The sequence below is a fragment of the Lysinibacillus sphaericus OT4b.31 genome (assembly GCF_000392615.1).
GTDB lineage: Bacteria > Bacillota > Bacilli > Bacillales_A > Planococcaceae > Lysinibacillus > Lysinibacillus sphaericus_B.
Genome location: NZ_KB933398.1, coordinates 2018272 through 2039135 on the forward strand (window position 1 = coordinate 2018272; position 20864 = coordinate 2039135).

The window sequence follows — 20864 nt, forward strand, 5'->3', positions numbered from 1 at the left end:
TGTATAAACCATCCCCTGAATGTTTTTATATAATTTTCGGAAGAAAAACTTTTATGTTTAATTGGATTTAGAAATAGGGAGGAAACATCATGTTTAAATTATCAAATCGTGTTATAACCTTGATAGCCCTTATGGTAGTAATGGCCGTGCTTCCATTGGCAAGTGTTTCTGCAGAAGAAACCGAATTTGATCCATTCGAAAAGAGTGTTAGAGAAATTTCGAATGCTTTGGATAACAATCAAATTACTTCTGAGCAGTTGGTTAAGTATTATCTAGAACGTATAAAAGCATATGACAAGCAAGGCCCTACGATTAATTCGTTTACTAACATTAATGAAGAAGCTATAGAGATTGCAAAGCAATTGGACGCAGAGAGACAAAGTAAAGGTACAAGAGGTGTACTACATGGTATTCCAATCGTTGTCAAAGATAATTTTAACGTAAAAGGAATGCCTACAACAGCAGGTTCTGTTGCACTAAAGGAAGCTTACCCTGAAAAAGATGCTTTTACTATTCAGAAACTTAAGGATGCAGGAGCCATTATCATTGGAAAAACAAATATGTCAGAGTTCGCAGCATCATATGGGAGGTTAGGATATAGCTCTTTGGGCGGTTTAACCTTGAACCCTTACAACCTTAAACGTGATGCTTCTGGTTCTAGTAGCGGAACTGCTGCAGCAATCACAGCAAACTTCGGTGTATTTGGATTAGGCACGGATACATCTGGGTCTGTTAGAGGACCATCCTATGTTACGGGTCTAGTCGGGATTAGACCGACGTTAGGTTTAATCAGTCGTGACGGAGTCGTTCCGTCCTCGTTAAATTTCGATACGCCTGGTCCAATGGCTAGATCTGTAGAAGATCTAGCCATTGCATTGAGTTTTATGGCAGGAGTCGATGAAAAGGATGACCAAACATTAGCTGCAAAGGGACATATTGTTGAAGATTATAGTAAGTCTTTAGACAATGCTGCCCTGAAAAATGCAAGAATTGGTGTAGCTGTTGATTTCTTTGGAGATAACGCCGAAGTGGAAACCATTACGAATGAGGCCTTAAAGAAAATGGAAGAAATGGGGACAGAGCTTATCCCGGTATCTTTCTCAGAGACGACACAGTATCTGTGGACGCCCATTATTGGGCCAATTAACGAAGCAAATTTCAAGGTTCAATTGGAGATGTATTTAAAACAGTTCCCAGAAAGTCAGCCAAAAACGCTAGAAGAAATCATCAAAATCAGTGAGTCTCCAGAGGTTTTGAATTCAGCAACGCCAGTAAATCCAGCGGGTTTGGAAGGCCTAAAAACGAATTTGAAACAAGCGGCGTTTAAAGACACACCAGAATACAATCATTTAGTAACACAAGATATACCTAAAGTACGTAATGAAGTGCAATCAATAATGGAAAAGGAAAACTTGGATGCAATTGTTTTTCCAACAATGTCATGTCCTGCATCACCAAGATTCGATAAGGATGACCCGACATATGTATGTGAATCCTATGACACGTATGCCGCGAGTTATGTAGCGACGGCTACAGGATTCCCTGAAATTACTGTTCCTGCCGGTGCTACGAGGGAAGAACTACCTGTTGGGATCTCTTTCTTGGGATTGGCATACAATGAACAATCTCTATTAGATATAGCCTATTCTTTTGAACAAGCAACCAACGCTAGAACGCTACCTAAAACAACGCCTAATTTCAAAATGAATGTAGATGAAAAGCCCAATTTTAAAGATGTAAGTTCATATGTCGATGAAATTAAGTATTTGACAGACAAAGGAATTGTTAAAGGTTATCCAGATGGAACATTTAAACCAAATAATCCAATTACACGTTTACAAGCTATACAATTGATTTTAAAAGAAAAGGGAATTGTCGACTTTTCAGATGTCACCAACCCAGGATTTGTTGATGTATCACCTAGCGATTATGGATATGGGGAGATTGCTAAGGCTGCTGAATTAGGTATCGTCAACGGAAAAGTTAATGCCCAAGGTAAAAGATATTTTGACCCTAACGGAAAATTAATCCGCTCGCAAGGGGCTGCAATCCTAGTGTTAGCCTATGACTTAAAAGGAACTTATCCAACCGATTTTAAGGACGTTCCAAAAGGGAATTGGGCTCATGACTATATTTCTGCGTTGGTAGCGAATAATATTACTAATGGTTATTCCAACGGTGAATTTAAGCCGAATATTAATATATCGCGTCAACATTTTGCCACATTTATGGCCCGATATCTAGATGATCATTTTAAGCCCACGAAGTAAAAGTCGATAGAGAACTTTCTTCAGGAACTATATAGATTACACAAAAATTATAGAAAAGATTTAGGCTTCTTATAAGCAGTCCGAACTTATGAGAAGTCTTTTTTACGTATACCCATTAAACGATGAAAAACTTCGAGCATGTCAATATTTTCAGTACGTCATGGATACTCTTTGTGTACATTCTGTAAGTGCCAAACTCCTCTGACCTTATAGTAGCCACTTGTACTTGAATTTCCTAAAGGTACGCTTAAACTAAAAAATGCATATGGTTCTGGGAAAGATACATTGAGAGTGGCGGTAGGGCCTCCATTTTTTAAGGCACTAAAATCCATTCATCAATTTGACGGCAAAAAAGATGTTAGGGCATGGCTTTTCACAATCGCTAAAAATACATATTTTACTCGATATAATAAACAGCAACGCGAGTTAAATGAGGAAGAGCTGTCAGCGAAAAATGATGTTCAGCTTGTAGATTATTTAGCAAATGAAGAACCGGCACTTATGATTCACCGTTTTTACACGTAATGGATGAGCCTTATTAAAGAGGTTTTTCTCCCTTCGAATATTTGGTGAACTTTCTTTTGAGGCATTTGGTCAGCTATTTGGTAAAAGTGATGGTTGGGCGAGGGTTACGTATTATCGAGCAAAAAAGAAAATAATGGCGTATATGGAGGCGAAACAAGATGAAGGATATTAAATGTGCGGTTAATCAAGACTTGCTGCCGATTGAGAATAAGCCGTCATTATTCAGCCAGTTGAATAAACGATGGAATCGAAAAAATGGCTGCTTATTTCAGGAACGATTTTAACTACTACTGTAATAGGCTTTGCATTATTTTCATTGTTAGCACAAAGCCAATTTCTTACTCAGCAGATTTAAAATTGAAGAAACGGCAGTGGAACGCTTATCTTTAATTATTTTGGAGAAAGTCATGCAGGTTCACATAAGAAACATCCTTTAGAAATTGAAATAGATGGTGAAGTAAAAAATATTAGCTTTATATATTATGTTGAATCAATTGCTAACTCTCCAACTAGAGATAACTTAATAAAATCGGACGGTAAGGTTTTCAAAGCTTCTGATCAATTTGCTTTGCCAGACAGTCAATACACGGACGCTATCTATTATGGAGAATTTGACTTTGACAAAGTAACGAAAGAAAAAAAGCAAACAGGGGAAGCGCTTCTACATCAAATGACGTTGATTTGGGAGAGATAGAGAGGAACTGATTTGTATCAAATATGGCAAGAAAATCAGTAAGAATATGTCACAGTTCGTTTAGTAGGAGATAATCTTTTTAAAGGGATTGCTTTATAATAAATAGCAAAAAGAGAAATTGCGCTGTGCAATTTCTCTTTTTGCTTGAACTGAAATTAATTATAAATCATCCTCGGAAACTTCATTATTATTTCATTGCCATTACCGTTACCATTGCCATTGCCGTTTCCATTGCCATTACCGTTTCCATTGCCATTGCCATTGCCATTGCCATTGCCATTGCCATTGCCATTGCCATTGCCATTGCCATTGCCATTGCCATTGCCATTGCCATTGCCATTGCCATTGCCATTGCCATTGCCATTGCCATTACCGTTTCCGTTTCCGTTTCCGTTTCCATTGCCATTGCCATTGCCATTACCGTTGCCATTACCATTACCGTTTCCATTACCGTTACCATTGCCATTACCGTTGTCATCACCTTGCTTTACAAACACATCAAATGTTAGTGTGTGCTCACCATACGTTACCGTAATCGTCGTATTACCTTGACCTTTTCCTTTTACCACCCCTGCTTTTACAGTAGCTATATTATCATTTGCTACTTGGTAGGTTGCAAGCTTTGTAACATCTTTTTCTGTTGTTTTCCCATCAAAAGTAGTTACTTCAGTAATCTTAACTGTAACTTCCTTACCTATACTAGTTTCAACCTGAGCTTGGTCAATTTCTAGTGTTACTATTGGTATTTCTACAACAGGTGCTTTAACTTTAACATTTACAGCAACTTTATTATCACCAGATGAAATAGTAATGGTAGTCGTGCCCTCACTTACTGCAGTTACTAATCCATTTACTACTGTTGCAATATTTTCATCACCAACAACATAAGTAGCTTTTGAAGTTACGTCTTCCTCTGTTGCATCACCTTCTGCAGGTGTTGACGTTTCTGTTACCGTAAGTTGTGCAGTTTCTCCAGCTGTTAGGTCTAGCTCAGTTGGATTTACAGAAAGTGCTACTACTTCTTTTTCATATATCATTGCTTCACCAACATTCCCGGCAGCGTCTTTAATTATTACTGATACAGCATTAGTTTCTGCTGTTACTGGGAATGTGAAGCTACCGTCTTGATTTAATTCAAAAGCAGCTGGTGCTTGTACTTCACCATTTACCGTCAAAATATAGGAAGCTTTTAATTTATCATTTAAATTGTAATTTAAATCGTATAAATATAACTCTTTATTGTAGTCGATATACTTGTCTGTTATCTGTCCTGTAGCGACACCATCAGCTACTGAACCAGTAATTTCTGGTTTAGTCGTTTTCACGACAATTGGCCCAACATAATCGGAAACTGCTCCTGATGCTGCAAGACCAGTGAAGTCCATTGTATACAGGCCATCTGGAATCTTTGTGGCAGGTTCTGAACCCCATGGTTTATACTGCCCACCAACATTTAGCGTATAAGAGCCTTTTCCTAGCGCAGTACCTGCATGTAGATAACCAATGTAGCCATCTCCGAATTCTCCACCTTCAGGATTCATAATATCCCAAAGCTCGATATAGTTAGTTGTTACATCTCCAGTTAAAGTGAATGAAAGTACAGCTGAGTCTTTCACTCCATCTCCGTTAAAGGATAGGTCTGTTTCTGTAATCTTATAATCTTTAATTTCCGTTACTGCCTCGCCGCCTAAGTCAGCTGCGAATGGTAATGAAATTTCTGTAACTCCACCGCTGATGGAAATATACCCTAGTATTTCAGAGCCGTTTGGTGCCGTAGCTTGTGAAGCAGTTAATGTAATATTTAAAACTTGCTCACCAACTAGATTAAATGTCGGCTGATCTACTGTAACAGTTGCATCACCAAATGTTTTTGTCACATCAATTGATACGTTATAATTGCCGCCGTTCCCTTTAATATCTTTTACTAAAACTTGTTTCGTTACAGAAATATCCTGGTTTTTAAGTGATTGTGGACCGAAAGTAACTGTCCCTTTCAAGTTTTCTGTAACTGCACCAGTTCCATCCAAAATTGCGCTATCAAGTGCATAGGCAAGAATTTCTGGATGAGCTGCTGCATAAGCATTTACACGCCCTGCACCCTGAGAAAACACATCGTATTTTGTTTTATCTAAAACCTGTGCTGTATTAGAAAGCGCCACTTTTACGTCGAACGCGTTCCAACCAGGATTTGCTTGTTTAACTAATGCAACAATACCTGCAATATGCGGTGTTGCCATAGATGTTCCTGTTTTACGACCATAAGCTTCTCCATAATCTGCATCAGGGAAATCTTTTTTATACATTGGAATCGTTGACATAATGTTTGTTCCAGGTGCACTTACATCTGGTTTAATATCAAAGTTTGGTGTAGATGGTCCGCGTGAACTGGAAGAGTTTACATCATCCCCCAGTGTCTTTGTGGAAGAGAATTTACTAAAGCTTACTTTTCCAGTTCCGCCTGCTAATGCAGCGCGCATTGCATTGCCATCCGTTTGGGACATATCAACTGTTGGCAGATAATCAAATGAATCACCAAGGAATGTGCCTGAAATGTTCGGTGCATTCGTTCCGCCAGCAAAGTTATGAATAATTGTTGCGACTGCTCCATTTGCCTTTGCATTCGCAATTTTATCAACGAATGCATTACTGCCACGAGAAATCAATGCAACTTTACCTTCTACATCAATTCCTTCAAAGTCTTTTACTTCGCCGTTTCCAGGAACAGCAACTAGGTCAAATTCTCCTTGAAGCTGTGTTGCTAAATCTTTCCCAAAAGTCGTTCCCATTAATGGGAGCTGTTTTGTTAAGTTGTAGTTGCCAACTGTAACATTCACTTCCCCGTTATACATTGTTTCAGGATTTGTTGTGTTACCAACAGCAATTCCTAAACGAGCGGTTGCAGGAGTACCCATTGTTCCGCGATTTGGACCAGAGTTCCCTGTTGCAATTACTCCGATTGTTCCAGCTATCATTGCATTATTAATAGCAAATGAACCAGCATCCGTTTCAGAGTTAGCTCCCCCGCCAAGTGAAAGGTTGATAACGTCCATTTTTTCTATTACAGCAGTTTCAATTGCTTTAACAATACCAGATGTAGCTCCACTTCCGTATGCCCCAAGAACACGGTAAGCATAAAGGTCTACTTTTGGCGCAATTCCTTTAATACCGAATTCGTTAGCTCCGATTGCTGCAATTGTTCCAGCAACATGTGTACCGTGAGAAGTATAGAACGAGCTTCCTTTTTCATTAAATTCAGGTGTCCCGACTGGACGCTCCGAAGGCAATGTTTCCGATGCATCGTTATCTGCCCGATGCTTCGTGTAAGTCGCTGAATTTGGAATGAAGTTTTTTCCACCTTTATAAATTCCTGCAAACTCAGGGTGATCTGCATCAATACCAGTATCTAATACTGCTACTTTTATTCCTTGTCCTTCAATTCCTTCCTTCCAAAGCTGTTCTATTCCAAGGAAAGAATTACTTGTATTCATTTGAGCTTCTAATTGATCTTCCTTCATAAGTTCCGATGATTTCATCGTATTATCTTCTGATGCGTAAACAATTGCATCAGGTTCGATTAATGTAATTCCTTCTACTGTAAGCAGTTTCGGGAGATCATTTGCTTTCACAGTTGCCGCAAAACCGTTTAAAACAGTATCAAATGTGTATCCTTGAGTCATCTGAACATTTTTAATAGCTAACTCTTTTTTAACTTCTGCTTGTTGTACTTTTACATTGGAACGAACTTCTTTTGCTTGAGCATTAGAGAATTTTTGGCCTTTGACTTGGCTTATTCCTTGCTCTAGTGCAACAGGCTTTTCAGATAAATGAACGATGACTGCAACCTCTTGATTGCCTGATACATTTTGTAAGCTTTCGTGGAGAGTTGGACCATCTTTAGACAAGCTTAGTTGTTCAGCAATAGCCGCCTTTAGTTGAATTATACTTTCGCTTTGACTATCCTGCTTGAATGGTTTCGATTCTTCAGCACTAGCACTCGACAATGGAACCAATAGAGAAAGCACCATAACGAAAACTAGGATACTACTTAAGAACTTCATAAACTTAAAATTTTTCAAATCTCATTTCCTCCTCTTCCTTTAATTGCCACACTTTTCAGATTAGTGTGATATTTCCAATTTATCACAATGGAACTAATTCGAGAATCTAAATATTTAAATGTTCTGAAATATTGATAATTAGTATCAATTTATGAAATATAAATTAAATCTATCTTCCTGGTAATTGAATAAAAAGTAGAACTTTAGAACTGTGAATGACTTACAGTAATTCATTAATTTTTTCAATTAATCCTATCAAGGAAGCAGTTGTAAATACAGTCGGTGGTGTAGTTGCTTATAGAAAATTAGGAGGGCAGTAAAAGGAGGGATTGGAAGGATCGGTTTATATGTGATCTGGGAAATTAAAATAACCGGCGATTATTTTAAAAAAACCGCCAGCTAATAGGTTGTGGTGAATCATATCAAAAGCGAATAGTGTTATTGTTGATAAATGATACAGCTTTCGAATATGCTTATTTTTTTGATGAGAATTAACTACATTATGGTGAACCTAATTAGTTAGAGATTGGTGATTGAGAAATTTATAATAGCTCTAAGTGTAAAAAACTTCTAAATTCTTGTAACGTAATCAACTTCTAGGAGTTATATAAGTGAGGGAGGATTTAACTTTTGAGCAAATAGCAGAGATACTTGGCGAACCGATTGGTACGGTCAAATCTAACGGTAAGAGAGCGTTAGCGAAAATCAAAAAGACACTAAAAGGAATGTACATAGATGAACGAACAAAACCGATTTAAAGAGGCAATTAATGAAATTCCTATTCCTTCTAAAGAATTAAATTAGATGCTATTTTGTCAGACGCTTTTAAAAGGGAGAAAAAGCAAGTGAAATTGGGACAAATGTAACTAAAGGATATCGTGTACTTGAGCGGACAGGGCCTAATCAAATATTAGTGTTAATTAAATAAGATCTAAGTATAGTTTTAACTTTTTTTGAAAAAGATTTTACTTCTTAGAGTCCTCTTACTAAAGTTAATAACATATTAGTTTGCTACAAAAAAACAAAACGGGTTCAGTTCATTAGGTAACAGATTTTATTTTTTAATCTGTCTCCAGAAGGGGAGCATATCACAATTGGAGGTGTAGTTTTTTTAAGACTAGATTAACGAGTGAAATGCATTAGCGATTATTCAAGACTTCATTCAGAGACTATTTCTCAAACAGAATACGCAAAACAGATGGGTCTAACAAAAATCCAATTACAATATTGGCGTTCAGCGTATAAAAATCTTATAAAGGGAAAATAGGCAAATTTCCGCCAATAATATTAATCGTTTATGCTTTAGCTGTCGTAAAAAGACTTTGTTTAGATGTGCATATTTGCATAAAAAATTGGAGTAGGAAGTCATTGTAGCGGCAAATGTTCGATTTATGTATATTGCTTCCTAACAGGGTGATGAAGTCGATGCATTTCGGACATTCTTGTATCCATAGAAAAACCACCCTACGCTGATTTCTTGGTATTCAATCCCCATTTTTCAACGTAAGGTGTTTTTATTTGTGTTATTTTTAGGTCAGTGCAATGCTATATAACGTGATAATTTTTATGCTAGGTTTCCATTATCTTTAAAGTAATTTTTCATTTTTTCTGTATCGAAACGGCCTTCCCATTTCGCCATTACTAATGACGCAAGTGAGTTACCAATTACGTTAACGACTGTACGTCCCATATCAAGGATACGATCGATACCTGCGATGAATGCTAAACCTTCAATTGGAATGCCGACAGTACCTAAAGTTGCTAAAAGTACAACGAAGGATACGCCTGGAACACCTGCAATCCCTTTAGATGTAACCATTAATACAAGCATTAACGTAATTTGTTCACCAATGCTTAGGTGAATGCCGTACATTTGAGCGATAAATAAGGCAGCAATGGCTTGATAAAGTGTTGAACCATCTAAGTTAAAGGAGTAACCAGTTGGAATAACAAAGGATACGATATCCTTTGGAGCACCTAATTTCTCCATCTTTAACATGATTCGAGGTAACACAGCCTCAGAACTTGCTGTTGAGAATGCTAAAATCAGCTCATCTTTTAATACTTTAATTAAGAAGAAGATGCTGACACCTGCGAATTTTGCCACAAGTGCAAGAACGACAAAGATAAAGAATAGCATTGTTGCATAAACAAGTATAGCAAGTTTAGCAAGTGGTATTAGAGAAGCGAATCCATATTTGGAAACGGTTACACCAATTAAACCAAATACCCCAATTGGAGCGAATTTCATCACGAGGTTCGTTACCCAGAACATAGCATCAGCTACACCTTGGAAGAAGCCTAAAACTGGCTTACCTCGGTCCCCGATGGCAGCAACACCCAGACCAAAGATAACGGAGAAGAAGATAATCGCAAGCATATCACCTTCAGCCATAGATTGGATAATATTTGTTGGTACAATACCTACAATAATATCGAAAGGTCCTTCATGTTGTACTTCCTCAGTTGTCGAAACGTATTTCGAGATATCTCCTTGAGAAAGCTCGTTCATATTGAGGCCAGCGCCTGGTTGGAAAAGATTCGCGGAAAGTAATCCGACAACAATTGCTACCGTTGTAATAACTTCAAAATAAATAAGTGATTTCCCACCTAATCGTCCAAGCTGCTTCATATCTCCAGTTCCAGCAACACCTACGATTAAAGTCGAAATAATAATCGGTACAACAATCATCTTAATTAGATGAAGAAAAACATCCCCTAATGGTTGTAAATATGTTTCAATTTTAGGGTTTCCGTAAAAGATACCGCCAACAATAATACCTAAAATCAAACCGACTAAAATTTGCGTGGCTAAACTGATTTTAAATTTCTTCCTCAAAACCTCGTACCTCCAAATATTAAATTTTTAAGACATGTCTTACTTGTATAATACGGAGGACTTACGAAATCCGACAAAATCCGATAAAAAATTAATTCATTTTTGAGAAATATCTGAATATATGACTTCAAAAAAATTTGTAATAGTAACCCTTGCTTGACGATTTTCGTAAGTATCGAGATGACATCATCTTCGAATTTAGAGTTTGTAACGTTCATTATTTATATTACAGATTGATTAAAAATCATCTCATTGCTATAGATTTCATAGAGGTGACATGATTTTTCTTGGTGCTCTATATGTGATTAGGGGAGGAGAAAATTTTGGTCGGGATAGATAAAGAAGGAAAGGACAAAGAGTCTTTTCATCTTTTTTATACTTTAGAACAATGTGTGCTTTATGGTATAATTACAAATATTTACTAATTCGGATAGGGGAAGTTATGAGAATTTATAAATTAGCTTGTTTCTGTATTTTTATTGTGCTCTTATCAGGGTGTAATACATTTTCATCTAAAACAGAAGAATCATCTTCAAAAGTAGCGTCACAAGTTGAAAAAAACGAACCTGTTTTCTTTGACACTACTCCTAAGGAGAAAGACGAAGAACCAAAGGGAGGTTTTCACCCTATTGAGATTGATGCAGAAATAGCATCTCCTATAGGTGAAAGTAAATCATATTTTACTTATGCTGGTAGTGTTCCATTTAAAATATCCTTATTAAATACTGGTACTGAAAGCTTTTTTTACAAAATTCAAAATGTAGATAGAGAAATAAATGTCGCAAATGGTATTTTAAAAAGTAAAGAAAGTTTTGAACAGGTATTTGACGGATTACCTGAAGGAGCTTATGTCATATATTCCGTTGTAGAAGAGGAAGAGCCTCCTACAGATATAAAACTAAAGGTAAAAGTAGAGTTAATTCACTAAAAAACTAGATAAGTGTTTTTAATATTCGTATCTATAACAACGTGAATATTATCTTCTTACTAAGACAGTGTTTTGCTGTCTTTTTTCGTCGAATAATTTTCTAGTTGGAAATCATCATCATCGAAGCTGTTCACAAATAATAAGTTTGTTTAAAGAGATGGAGTGAAATTGAATTTTCATTCCATCTTTCGTTTTTTAAAATAATATGACAATTATATTTCTAAACGATGGGCTAGATGCTTCGTTATATGCAATGCAATAAATTACTCTTTCTCCATTTCGATCTGGGAATAATGGGGAACTTTTACAAAAACCTCAGGATTTTTTTCTGTTTTAAAAAATGCCTCTTGCTTCATTCTAACAATAAAACAGATTGAAACTCTTAATAGAGGATAAAAGAATAAAAGTATTGAACAGCTTCAACAGGAAGAATTGAAGTAGCCCAGTTTTTCATGAAAACCGCTCAACCTTTCTGACTAAACGCTTAAATCACTCAAAAGAAGCGAATGAAAAACGACAGAAGCATGACCTGATACATAGTTTTATGATAAAATTCATCTATCAAATGTGAACTGTGAGTTGAGATGTATGATGGAAAGTCAAAAGTATGCAATTGTAGATTTGGAGACAACTGGTCATTCGCCTGCAAATGGTGACCGGATGATTCAAATTGCCATTGTTATTATGAAGGATTGGGAAATTGAGCGTACGTATACGAAGTTTATACATCCAGGTAAAGCCATTCCATCCTTCATTCAAGATTTAACGCAAATTACGGATGAGGATGTAAAGGATGCCTTACCGTTTGAAGCGCATGCCGACTACATATATGAACTAATTACCGATTGTGTGTTTGTCGCGCATAATACGGATTTTGACTTATCCTTTTTACAAGCAGAGTTTAAGCGAGCGGGTTTACCAAAATGGCAAGGCAAGAAAATGGATACTGTTGAACTAGCGAAAATCTTATTCCCTATGTCATTAAGCTTTAAGTTAGGTGATTTAGCAGCAGATTTAAATATTGAGCTAGCCAATGCACATCGAGCGGATGATGACGCACGTGCCACGGCTGAGCTTTTCAAACAATGCTGGAAGGAGCTACTAAGTCTACCTCAACTGACACTCGAACAAATGCATAAGCGTTCGTTCCGTTTAAAATCAAATTTATCTCAGCTGTTCTTTGAGGCACTGCAAATTAAACGTCAACATGTCACAACACATGACAACGTTTCCTATTTCCGTAATTTTGCTATTTGTGATGGACGAAAAAAATATGCAAATAAGCTGGAACTGGCACCTTACCCACAAACAGCTGTCGATAAAGAGGAGCTCATGGCAAAAGCTATGCCGAATTACGAGCAACGACCAGCACAATTTGCGATGATGGACACGATCTGGCAGGCGCTTAACGATAAAGAAGAATGTGTCATTGAGGCATCAACAGGCATCGGCAAAACGGTCGGTTACTTATTACCTGCCATTTTATATGCCCGTACACACAATAAAAAAATTGCCATCAGTACGTACACAGCACATTTACAGGAACAGCTTGTGGAAGAGGAACTTCCGAAAATTGAAAGAATCCTCGGCACAAAGGTCAATATTGCTGTACTAAAAGGGATGCAGCATTATATTGACCTCACACGCTTTGAACAGTATATGGCCTATGCGGACGAATCCTATGATGATACCTTTACGATTTTACAGCTGCTCGTATGGCTTACCAAAACGGAAACGGGTGTGTTAAGCGAGCTTAATGTATCAGGCGGAGGGCAGTTATTTTTAGAAAAAATTCGTAAAATGCCAGATGAAAAACCGTCAAAGGGCTTCGATTTCTATGAACAGGCGTTAAAAAATAGTGAAGCAGCTGATTGTATTGTAACCAATCATTCGATGGTACTCAGCGATTTAGTACGCCAAACACCTATTTTTACACAAATTGACGGTTGGATTATCGATGAGGCTCATCAATTTATTCAATCTGCCATGCAACAAGATGAAACAGTTTTATCCTATACGCAGTGGAAATATGTGTTTGGACAAATTGGTACAATGGAGGACACAGCGCTCTTTCAGCAATTTAGCCAAGCTGCCAAGAAAAAACAGCGCGTACCCATGCAACACTTACAGCAACTTGATAAACAATTTATCCGCCTTCAACGTGTTTTTGATGAGACCATTCAGCGTGCCGTACAAAGAATGCAGCAACAAATAAAGGGCAAGCAAATAGGTAGCAAATGCACCTTGTTTTTGGAGGACGTATCTTTGGCGAAAGAGCCATTCTTGCACGTTAGCAAGCTTCTCCAGCAGTGGTTAGACCTAGCAACGGAAGCGGGCCAAGCCTTTGACAACGATATCGAACAATTAGATAAAAATGAAGTTTTCATTTTATCAGAGTGGCATTATTGGATTCGCGAAATGAAGCTGAAAGTCGTCGAATGGGAAGAAATTTTCCTTGCCCCACAGGAAGATAATTCTGTATGGCTTGAGTTTGATTTACGCAGCGTACCAGGCAGTCTGTGTGTCTATAAAAAGCCCATTAATGTGACGCCAATTATTGAAAAAGTACTTGCACCACTTCGAAGACAAGCAAGTATCGTGTGGACATCAGGGACGTTAACTGTGCCAGGTAATGAACGTTTTGTTACACGACAACTCGGCATTTCCGATAGTGTACAAGTAGTACAATTACAGGCACCACCAGCGTATTATGCCGGTGCGAAGGCCTATATCGTTACAGATATGCCTGATATTCAACATGTCACGCAGGATGAATATATTGAAGCGGTTGCGCACGCCATCACACGCACAGTTCGTATGACGGAAGGACGCTGTTTCGTGCTATTTACAGCGCAGGACATGTTACGAAAAACGGTTGAGCTCATCCAAGACAGTGAGCTGCTCGACGACTACATGCTCTTTGCACAAGGCGTTACAGGCGGTAGTCGCATGCGCATCCTAAAATCATTCCAAAAATTTAGTCATGCGGTGCTCTTTGGTACAAACAGCTTTTGGGAAGGTGTTGACGTACCAGGCGACGCACTTGCCTCTGTCATTGTCGTACGTCTGCCGTTCTCGTCACCAGAGGAACCTGTCTTTAAAGCGCGTGCGAAACACCTAGTAGCGCAAGGGCACAACTCCTTTAATGAACTGTCATTACCGGAAGCTATCATGCGCTTTAAACAAGGCTTTGGTCGGTTGATCCGCTCATCACAAGACAAAGGTGCCTTTATCGTCTTGGATCGCCGCATCAGCACAAAATCATATGGTAAGGAATTTATTAAGGCCTTGCCGCCAATTGATGTCAAGAAATTGCAGTTGCCTGAGTTGTTGAAAGAATTAAGTAATTGGCAGAAATAACTGTAAATCCCCTAAATTAAGACCTAGGGGATTTTTGTGAAACGTTAGAGTTCAATATCAGTGCATATATAAAGTTGTGTAAGTTATCTATTAGTAAACTGATTATTTAGAGGAGTTGACAAGAATATGTCAGGGCGTTATAAAGTATTTTGTTTTGTCTTTAGTCTGATGGCAGTAGCTTTTGTTTTGACGGGTTGTGGCACATCAGCAGAAGAGGAGAAGACGGCTAAGGAATCAGGCGAAAAAACAGATTATTCATCAGCTGTGAAAGAAAATCCGATTGTGACGATTACCATGAGCAATGATGAAAAAATTGTGATTGAATTAGAGCCTTCTACAGCTCCCAATACGGTAGCTAATTTTATTTCCTTAGTTGAAGAAGGGTACTATGATGGTCTGATTTTCCATCGAGTTATCCCTGGTTTTATGATTCAAGGTGGAGATCCTTTAGGAAATGGATCAGGTGGACCAGAATATTCCATTGAAGGTGAATTTTCTTCAAGTGGTTTTGAAAATAATCTAAAACACGAACGTGGTGTTATTTCAATGGCACGGACAGATGATCCGAATTCTGCAGGATCTCAATTTTTTATTATGGTGGAAGAAGCACTAAACCTTGACGGAGATTATGCTTCTTTTGGGAAAGTAATCGGGGGAATGGAAACAGTTGATGCAATTGTTGCCGCTGACCGAGATAGTGCAAATAAGCCGTTAGAAGATCAGCAAATGAAAAAGGTCGAAGTGGATACGAAGGGTTTTGACTACCCTGCTCCAAAAGTACAAAAATAGAGAGTATGACAATCCGAAACATACTAATTTGATGACTTTGTAAGTAATAGTGCAGCATAAAAAACTGCTCTCTGACAAGGAGACAGTCAAAATAATAAAATACTTAAACGGCTTGAGCCCTATAATTTAATGGACTCAAGCCGTTTAATTTTTCTGGGTACTCTAGTTTTCATCAGGTTTGCTCGTAAAAATCTACAGTGTAGCGAGTTACTTCGACTCGATGCGTAGATGAGGTGATAAAGGCATCAACCTGTTGAGAGAAATGGTATGAAGATAGAAAGAACGCTGTAGAATACTGGAAATAGAAAATTAAAATCAATAGCAGCTTCCAATTTGCGTAAGGAGTGATTGAAATTTTGGTTCGACAAACAAAATGAAGATGCACTGTATATGGATATTCGCCAAACAAGCGATACGTTATGTGATGGTCGAAAATTAGAGGTTAATCCATATATATTAGCGGATTTAAGAAACATGCCATTTGAGGACACCAGTTTTTATTTAGTCGTTTTTGATCCGCCACATTTATTCAAAGCAGGCGAGGAATCATGGTTGGACTTGATGAAGATACTTGGCAAGGTGATATTTCAAAAGGATTCAATGAATGTATGAGAGTTTTGAAGACAAACGGAACACTTATTTTTAAGTGGAATGAGGACCAAATAAAACTTGGCTAAGTTTTAAAAGCGATTGGTGTTAGTCCACTTTTCAGTAATCGTAGAAGTAAGACACATTGGCTCGTGTTCATGAAGTAAGTTACTGAACACTTTGAGGGTGCGAAACGTTTCCCTATAAATGCATATGCACGAAATGGGAGGGCTGTCATAACAGCCACAACTGATTAACCGAAATTCGGAATGAAAGCCGTCATGTTGAGCTGAAACGAATTATCTGATACTCCTACATGCATGGAATGGTAATAGACAGGACGTGTATGAAGCTAGGTAAAGTCGGCTGAAGAGTACCTAAGTCGCTAAGAAAGGATATGGTTCTCGATAGGTCGGGATGCTACAAAATATCTATGGTGAGAATGCCCGTCAGGGTTGACAAACTTGCGAATGTACGGGTCTAAAAGTGTATTATCTCTGAAAAGGATAAACTGCACAAGCAGAGTTCATTATCGAAAAGTACGAATCCTCGACAGGAAATTCGAGATACTTAACAATGAGAGTATAAATGAACAGGCTCATAGTAAGCACCTAAAGATATATGCAGAGCCAGGTTATTCGGAACGTTGTAAGCAAGGAACATCTATTCAAACGACTATTATCGGGATGGTGGATATAAGGTGAATACCAAAATTTCTTTATCCTTGTGAAAGTAGGGGAACAGTACCAATGAAGCGAGTAACGACCGAGGAGGGATAGCCCCAAGTCTTGTTCTTTGAAAACTAAATCAACTAAATGAAACTCACAAGGTCGAGTAAGATGATGGGACTTTTCAGATGAAAGGGGCAACACACCATCGGTGAGTACAACACTACGACATACAGAATATTATGATATGCAAAGTATATTTGATGACCTTTACGAAAGAAGTAAAAATACCGCAACAAAAGGTGTAAATTTATACGAACTTATCATATCCAAAAATAATATTCTACTAGCTTATCGGAATATTAAGGCTAACACGGGTTCAAAGACTGCTGGTACAGATGGTATCACCATAGAGCAATATAAAATAGAAGATGTTGAAACTTTCGTTGATGAAATCAGAACAATTTTAAAAAACTATAAACCTCAAACGATTAGAAGGGTAGAAATACCAAAACCAAATGGGAAAACTAGACCATTAGGTATCCCAACCATGAGAGATAGATTAATACAACAAATGTTTAAACAAGTACTAGAACCCATCTGTGAGGCTAGGTTCTATAACCATTCCTATGGTTTTAGACCAAATAGATCAACTCATCATGCAATAGGAAGATGCCAATATCTTGCTAACCTTACAAACAATCATCACGTAGTAGACGTAGATATTCAAGGTTTCTTTGATAATGTAAGCCACTCGAAACTGATAAAACAAATGTACAGTATAGGGATTTGTGACAAGAGGGTACTAAGGGTAGTATCAAAAATGCTTAAAGCACCTGTGAAAGGTATAGGAATATCGACCAAAGGAACTCCGCAAGGAGGGATTCTATCACCTCTCCTATCCAATATTGTACTAAACGATTTGGATTGGTGGATTAGTAAGCAATGGGAAAATATGAAAACCGAGTTCAATTATAAAAAGAAGCCAATCAAAGTTTCAAGAATAAAGAAAACAACAGTTTTAAAGGAAATGTATATTGTGCGATACGCAGACGACTTTAAGATATTTACAAACTCCCATAAGAATGCCTTCAAAATTTATCATGCCGTTAAAGGTTATCTTAAGAATCGCTTAAATCTTGACATATCTAACGAGAAATCACAAATTACTAATTTAAGAAAAAGGGCATCCGACTTCCTCGGATTCTCCCTTAAAGTAGTAAGAAAACGAAAGAAATATGTAGCTAACACGCATGTTATGGATGATAAAGTGAAAACAATTCTGCAAAAAGCTAGAAAGTTAATTCACGAAATCCAAAAAAGTCCAACAGCCAAAACGGCTACGGGGTATAACTTATATATTCTCGGAATTAAAAACTATTACAAGATTGCAACGCATGTGAATATTGACTTTTCAAAAATAGCCTATCGGCTCTCTCGAACCTTATACAATCGACTCAAATCTATTGGGAAATACGGAATACCTATACAACCCTCAGAAACATATAAAAGATTTAACAAAAATAATTTCAGGACATTTGAAATAGGGGGTACCCACCTTTTTCCTTTAGCAGATATAAAAACTGTGAACAGTAGAAATTTTAGCCAAGATTTATGCAACTATACGAAAGAAGGAAGATTAAAGCTACATAAACAGCTAAAGAACGATGTAGCTATTGAAATAAACAGACTGTTAAAAACAACCTTCTATAACGATAACCTTGAGTACGCAGACAACCGAATTTCAAGATACTCCATGCAGTCAGGGAAATGTGCGATAACAGGAGAATTCTTAGTGGCAGAAGAAGTCCATTGTCATCACAGAATCCCTCGCCATATGGGAGGTACAGATGAATTCAAGAATCTCGTAATAGTGCATAGAAATGTTCACAGATTAATCCATGCTACAGAAACAGAAACGATTGAACGATATAAGAGCCTTCTCCAATTGGATGGAAAACAATTGGAGAAATTAAACCAATTTCGTAAGAAATGTAATTTAGTTGCTTTAGGCTAAAAGAATAAGATGGAACGCCTAATGCGGTGAAAGCTGCACGTTGGGTGTGGAGCAGGGGAAAAGATGGAGATAACTTCAAAGTCTTACCTATTGCTATAAATTGTAAGTAAAAAAAAGGTCACTTCCAATTCAAAAAGTGACCAATTATTTATGGGGAGCGTGTTTCTATTTGGAAGTGAACAAAAGAATTGAATTTGTAGATTACTCATGACACTACCATATTACGTTTGCTAAACAGGTACACTTAGACATTTGACATTTATGAATAAAAAAGAGTCACCAGGCTGGGGGTGACCCTTTGGTCATAACAGGAGTGAATAAAGCTGATAGATTGCATTATACTACTATTATGATAATTCGCAGAAGGGAGAAGGTAGATTATTGATAGTTGCCAATAATGAAGGTGCTAGCCTTCTATATTAACTCTTTACACCTGAAAAATTAAAATGTTAATAAGATTTATGCATGAAACTAGCGCCGACAATAATTAAAAGAATGAATAGAACCACAATTAGGGCGAATTTTGAACCAGAATTAGAGCCATAATCACTACTATAATCTTGAGACATAATAACTTCCCTCCTTTCTATTTTCTATAATATGTATAGTTGTCAAATGGAGTTGCGATATTTATCTATTCAATAAAATAAATTTTAAAAATAATAATCAAGTTATATCAAGAGATTTAATGAAAAAAGGTCACCTTTGTAAAAGTGACCCTGAAATAAGGGGGCGTAAGGCTAAATTAGCCATATCATAATATATATTTCAATGCGGTGTTAACAAGCAACGGAGGATTATAAAGATTAATACAAGAAACTAGCGCCGACAATAATTAAAAGGATGAATAGAACAACAATTAGGACGAATGAGGAACCGCCACCATAGCCACCGCTATTATAGCCTCCGTAATAACAATTGTTGTTGTAATTACCTACATTTCCGGAATATCCCATAAAAAACCCTCCTTTCTACAATCTATAATATGTTAGTTGTAAAAAGGAATGGAGGTGTTTATCTAATCAATATTTTCTTTTGATGAATAAATAATCGTGTTTACGTATTATGAGTACACAAAAAACAGTTAGAAGCTGCTTGGATAGGTTAAAGCAATGGCAGAGCTTAATCCATACCACTTAAATTTTTCCGAAATCATTGCGTCTGGATTAAATCAGGAGTGGGCTTGGGAACAATTATATGGTCGTTTCGAATTTATAGATTAATGAATAATATGAAACTATTGTGGAGCAACCTGAAGAAGCATTCCAAGGAATAGCTTTGGAAGGGAAAGCAAGGAAGTACACGATTCTAAGCCAAAGGTTTTTTTACCGATTCTAGACGGCTATTTAAAAGCTATTCGAAACAATTATTTCATCCTTCCAAAGGTACACAAGTATAGCAAATTCGAGGCAATTATGATAGCCAAGGGACTAGAGGATAATTAAAAACCTATCTCTTAGCTCAAAAATTCCCTTTATTAAAATGAGTAAAAGAACAAGTAAAACGTCTATGCATAGATTTGATTACTACATACTCTAGCTATATAGAGAGAGTTCTCTATACTATTAAATGAAAAGAGGGAATATTTTGAGTGATCAATTAGATAATCAGATCCAACCTTGTCCTGTATCATCAACTGAACAAACACCATTATCTAGTGCGAATACCCCAGTCATCGCTTCACCGCTTTCCACTCCAATTATTAAAATACCGGTAGTTCTTGCAGAACCAACACTTCAAATTGTTGTGGAGTCAGATATTACGCTTAATCCTGCAGCAACTGAAATCAAAAGAGTGAAAAAAAATGTATTCCTGAATCAAGTTAAACTGGTACCGGTTAGATTCACACGTATTGCTGGCACTGACTTTTTTAGGGTAACACGGGCTAAATTATTTGTAGCAGGACATATTCGTAAAAATATAGAATATGCTTCAGCAGAATGTAATGGGGCACTTCGAGATAGAATTGCCGATGTTCCGTTTTCTGGTTTTGCAGACCTCACTTTCCCACAAGAAGCTGGAGGCCCTACTCCAATCTTAGGAATTTCCGAGTTTGCCGAAGTGAACTTCCTTAATGAACATACCCAACTGGATGCTCGATTGGATAAGTTTTTCTTCCAAAACCTCG

The 20864-nt window shown here is 37.3% G+C and carries 12 protein-coding genes and 2 pseudogenes; 10 read left to right on the forward strand and 4 right to left on the reverse strand.

Annotation, left to right across the window (positions count from 1 at the left end):
* Positions 1–89 precede the first annotated feature (89 nt).
* The 3 genes from H131_RS09270 to H131_RS25835 all read left to right on the forward strand — a co-directional run bounded on the left by H131_RS09270 (position 90) and on the right by H131_RS25835 (position 3079).
* On the forward strand, positions 90–2270 hold the full coding sequence (locus tag H131_RS09270; RefSeq protein WP_010858849.1) for an amidase family protein: 2181 nt from the start codon (positions 90–92) through the stop codon (positions 2268–2270).
* Positions 2271–2561: 291 nt separating this feature from the next.
* Complete coding sequence (locus tag H131_RS25300) at positions 2562–2795, forward strand: sigma factor (RefSeq protein WP_010858850.1); 234 nt, start codon at positions 2562–2564, stop codon at positions 2793–2795.
* Positions 2796–2953: 158 nt separating this feature from the next.
* Positions 2954–3079 carry a hypothetical protein gene (locus tag H131_RS25835; protein WP_268890980.1) on the forward strand — a complete coding sequence of 42 codons (126 nt, stop codon included), beginning with the start codon at positions 2954–2956 and terminating at the stop codon, positions 3077–3079.
* A gap of 565 nt (positions 3080–3644) precedes the next feature.
* Here the strand turns inward: H131_RS25835 and H131_RS09280 are convergent.
* Positions 3645–7565: a S8 family serine peptidase gene (locus tag H131_RS09280; RefSeq protein WP_010858851.1), complete on the reverse strand. Its 3921-nt coding sequence runs from the start codon at positions 7563–7565 to the stop codon at positions 3645–3647.
* A gap of 593 nt (positions 7566–8158) precedes the next feature.
* Here H131_RS09280 and H131_RS23570 point away from each other — a divergent pair.
* The gene (locus tag H131_RS23570; protein ID WP_010858852.1) at positions 8159–8305 is read left to right on the forward strand and encodes a sigma factor-like helix-turn-helix DNA-binding protein; all 147 of its coding nucleotides are present in this window, start codon (positions 8159–8161) and stop codon (positions 8303–8305) included.
* Positions 8306–9111: 806 nt separating this feature from the next.
* Here the strand turns inward: H131_RS23570 and H131_RS09285 are convergent.
* Positions 9112–10386, reverse strand: coding sequence for a cation:dicarboxylate symporter family transporter (locus tag H131_RS09285; protein ID WP_010858853.1), 1275 nt, complete (start codon positions 10384–10386; stop codon positions 9112–9114).
* Positions 10387–10828: 442 nt separating this feature from the next.
* On the opposite strand from H131_RS09285, the gene H131_RS09290 reads away from it, so the two are divergent.
* The 5 genes and pseudogenes from H131_RS09290 (at position 10829) to ltrA (ending at position 18736) form a co-directional block, all read left to right on the forward strand.
* A complete protein-coding gene (locus H131_RS09290; RefSeq protein ID WP_010858854.1) occupies positions 10829–11314 on the forward strand; it encodes a hypothetical protein in 486 nt (161 codons plus the stop codon).
* 588 nt (positions 11315–11902) lie between these two features.
* Positions 11903–14674, forward strand: a complete 2772-nt coding sequence (gene dinG, locus H131_RS09295) for an ATP-dependent DNA helicase DinG (protein WP_010858855.1) — start codon at positions 11903–11905, stop codon at positions 14672–14674.
* A 126-nt stretch (positions 14675–14800) separates the two neighbouring features.
* A complete protein-coding gene (locus H131_RS09300) occupies positions 14801–15463 on the forward strand; it encodes a peptidylprolyl isomerase (protein ID WP_010858856.1) in 663 nt (220 codons plus the stop codon).
* Between the two features lie 348 nt (positions 15464–15811).
* A pseudogene (locus H131_RS09305) lies at positions 15812–16218 on the forward strand (SAM-dependent methyltransferase).
* Positions 16219–16930: 712 nt separating this feature from the next.
* Positions 16931–18736, forward strand: a complete 1806-nt coding sequence (gene ltrA / locus H131_RS09310; RefSeq protein ID WP_010858858.1) for a group II intron reverse transcriptase/maturase — start codon at positions 16931–16933, stop codon at positions 18734–18736.
* A gap of 449 nt (positions 18737–19185) precedes the next feature.
* Here the strand turns inward: ltrA and H131_RS23575 are convergent, their stop codons facing one another.
* Both H131_RS23575 and H131_RS26100 read right to left on the reverse strand, forming a co-directional pair.
* Complete coding sequence (locus H131_RS23575) at positions 19186–19305, reverse strand: YjcZ family sporulation protein (protein WP_010858859.1); 120 nt, start codon at positions 19303–19305, stop codon at positions 19186–19188.
* A gap of 237 nt (positions 19306–19542) precedes the next feature.
* Positions 19543–19614: pseudogene (locus H131_RS26100) on the reverse strand (YjcZ family sporulation protein); the annotation flags it as partial.
* A gap of 709 nt (positions 19615–20323) precedes the next feature.
* On the opposite strand from H131_RS26100, the gene H131_RS24940 reads away from it, so the two are divergent.
* On the forward strand, positions 20324–20864 hold a 541-nt coding region (locus H131_RS24940), incomplete at its 3' end, for a DUF7852 domain-containing protein (RefSeq protein WP_010858861.1).

What these genes read in the sequence shown, in the direction of transcription:
- H131_RS09270 (WP_010858849.1), top strand. Translation starts at nt 90, where the DNA reads ATGTTTAAATTATCAAATCGTGTTATAACCTTGATAGCCCTTATGGTA.
- H131_RS25835 (WP_268890980.1), top strand. Translation starts at nt 2,954, where the DNA reads ATGAAGGATATTAAATGTGCGGTTAATCAAGACTTGCTGCCGATTGAG.
- H131_RS09290 (WP_010858854.1), top strand. Translation starts at nt 10,829, where the DNA reads ATGAGAATTTATAAATTAGCTTGTTTCTGTATTTTTATTGTGCTCTTA.
- dinG (WP_010858855.1), top strand. Translation starts at nt 11,903, where the DNA reads ATGATGGAAAGTCAAAAGTATGCAATTGTAGATTTGGAGACAACTGGT.
- H131_RS09300 (WP_010858856.1), top strand. Translation starts at nt 14,801, where the DNA reads ATGTCAGGGCGTTATAAAGTATTTTGTTTTGTCTTTAGTCTGATGGCA.
- H131_RS23575 (WP_010858859.1), bottom strand. Translation starts at nt 19,305, where the DNA reads ATGTCTCAAGATTATAGTAGTGATTATGGCTCTAATTCTGGTTCAAAA.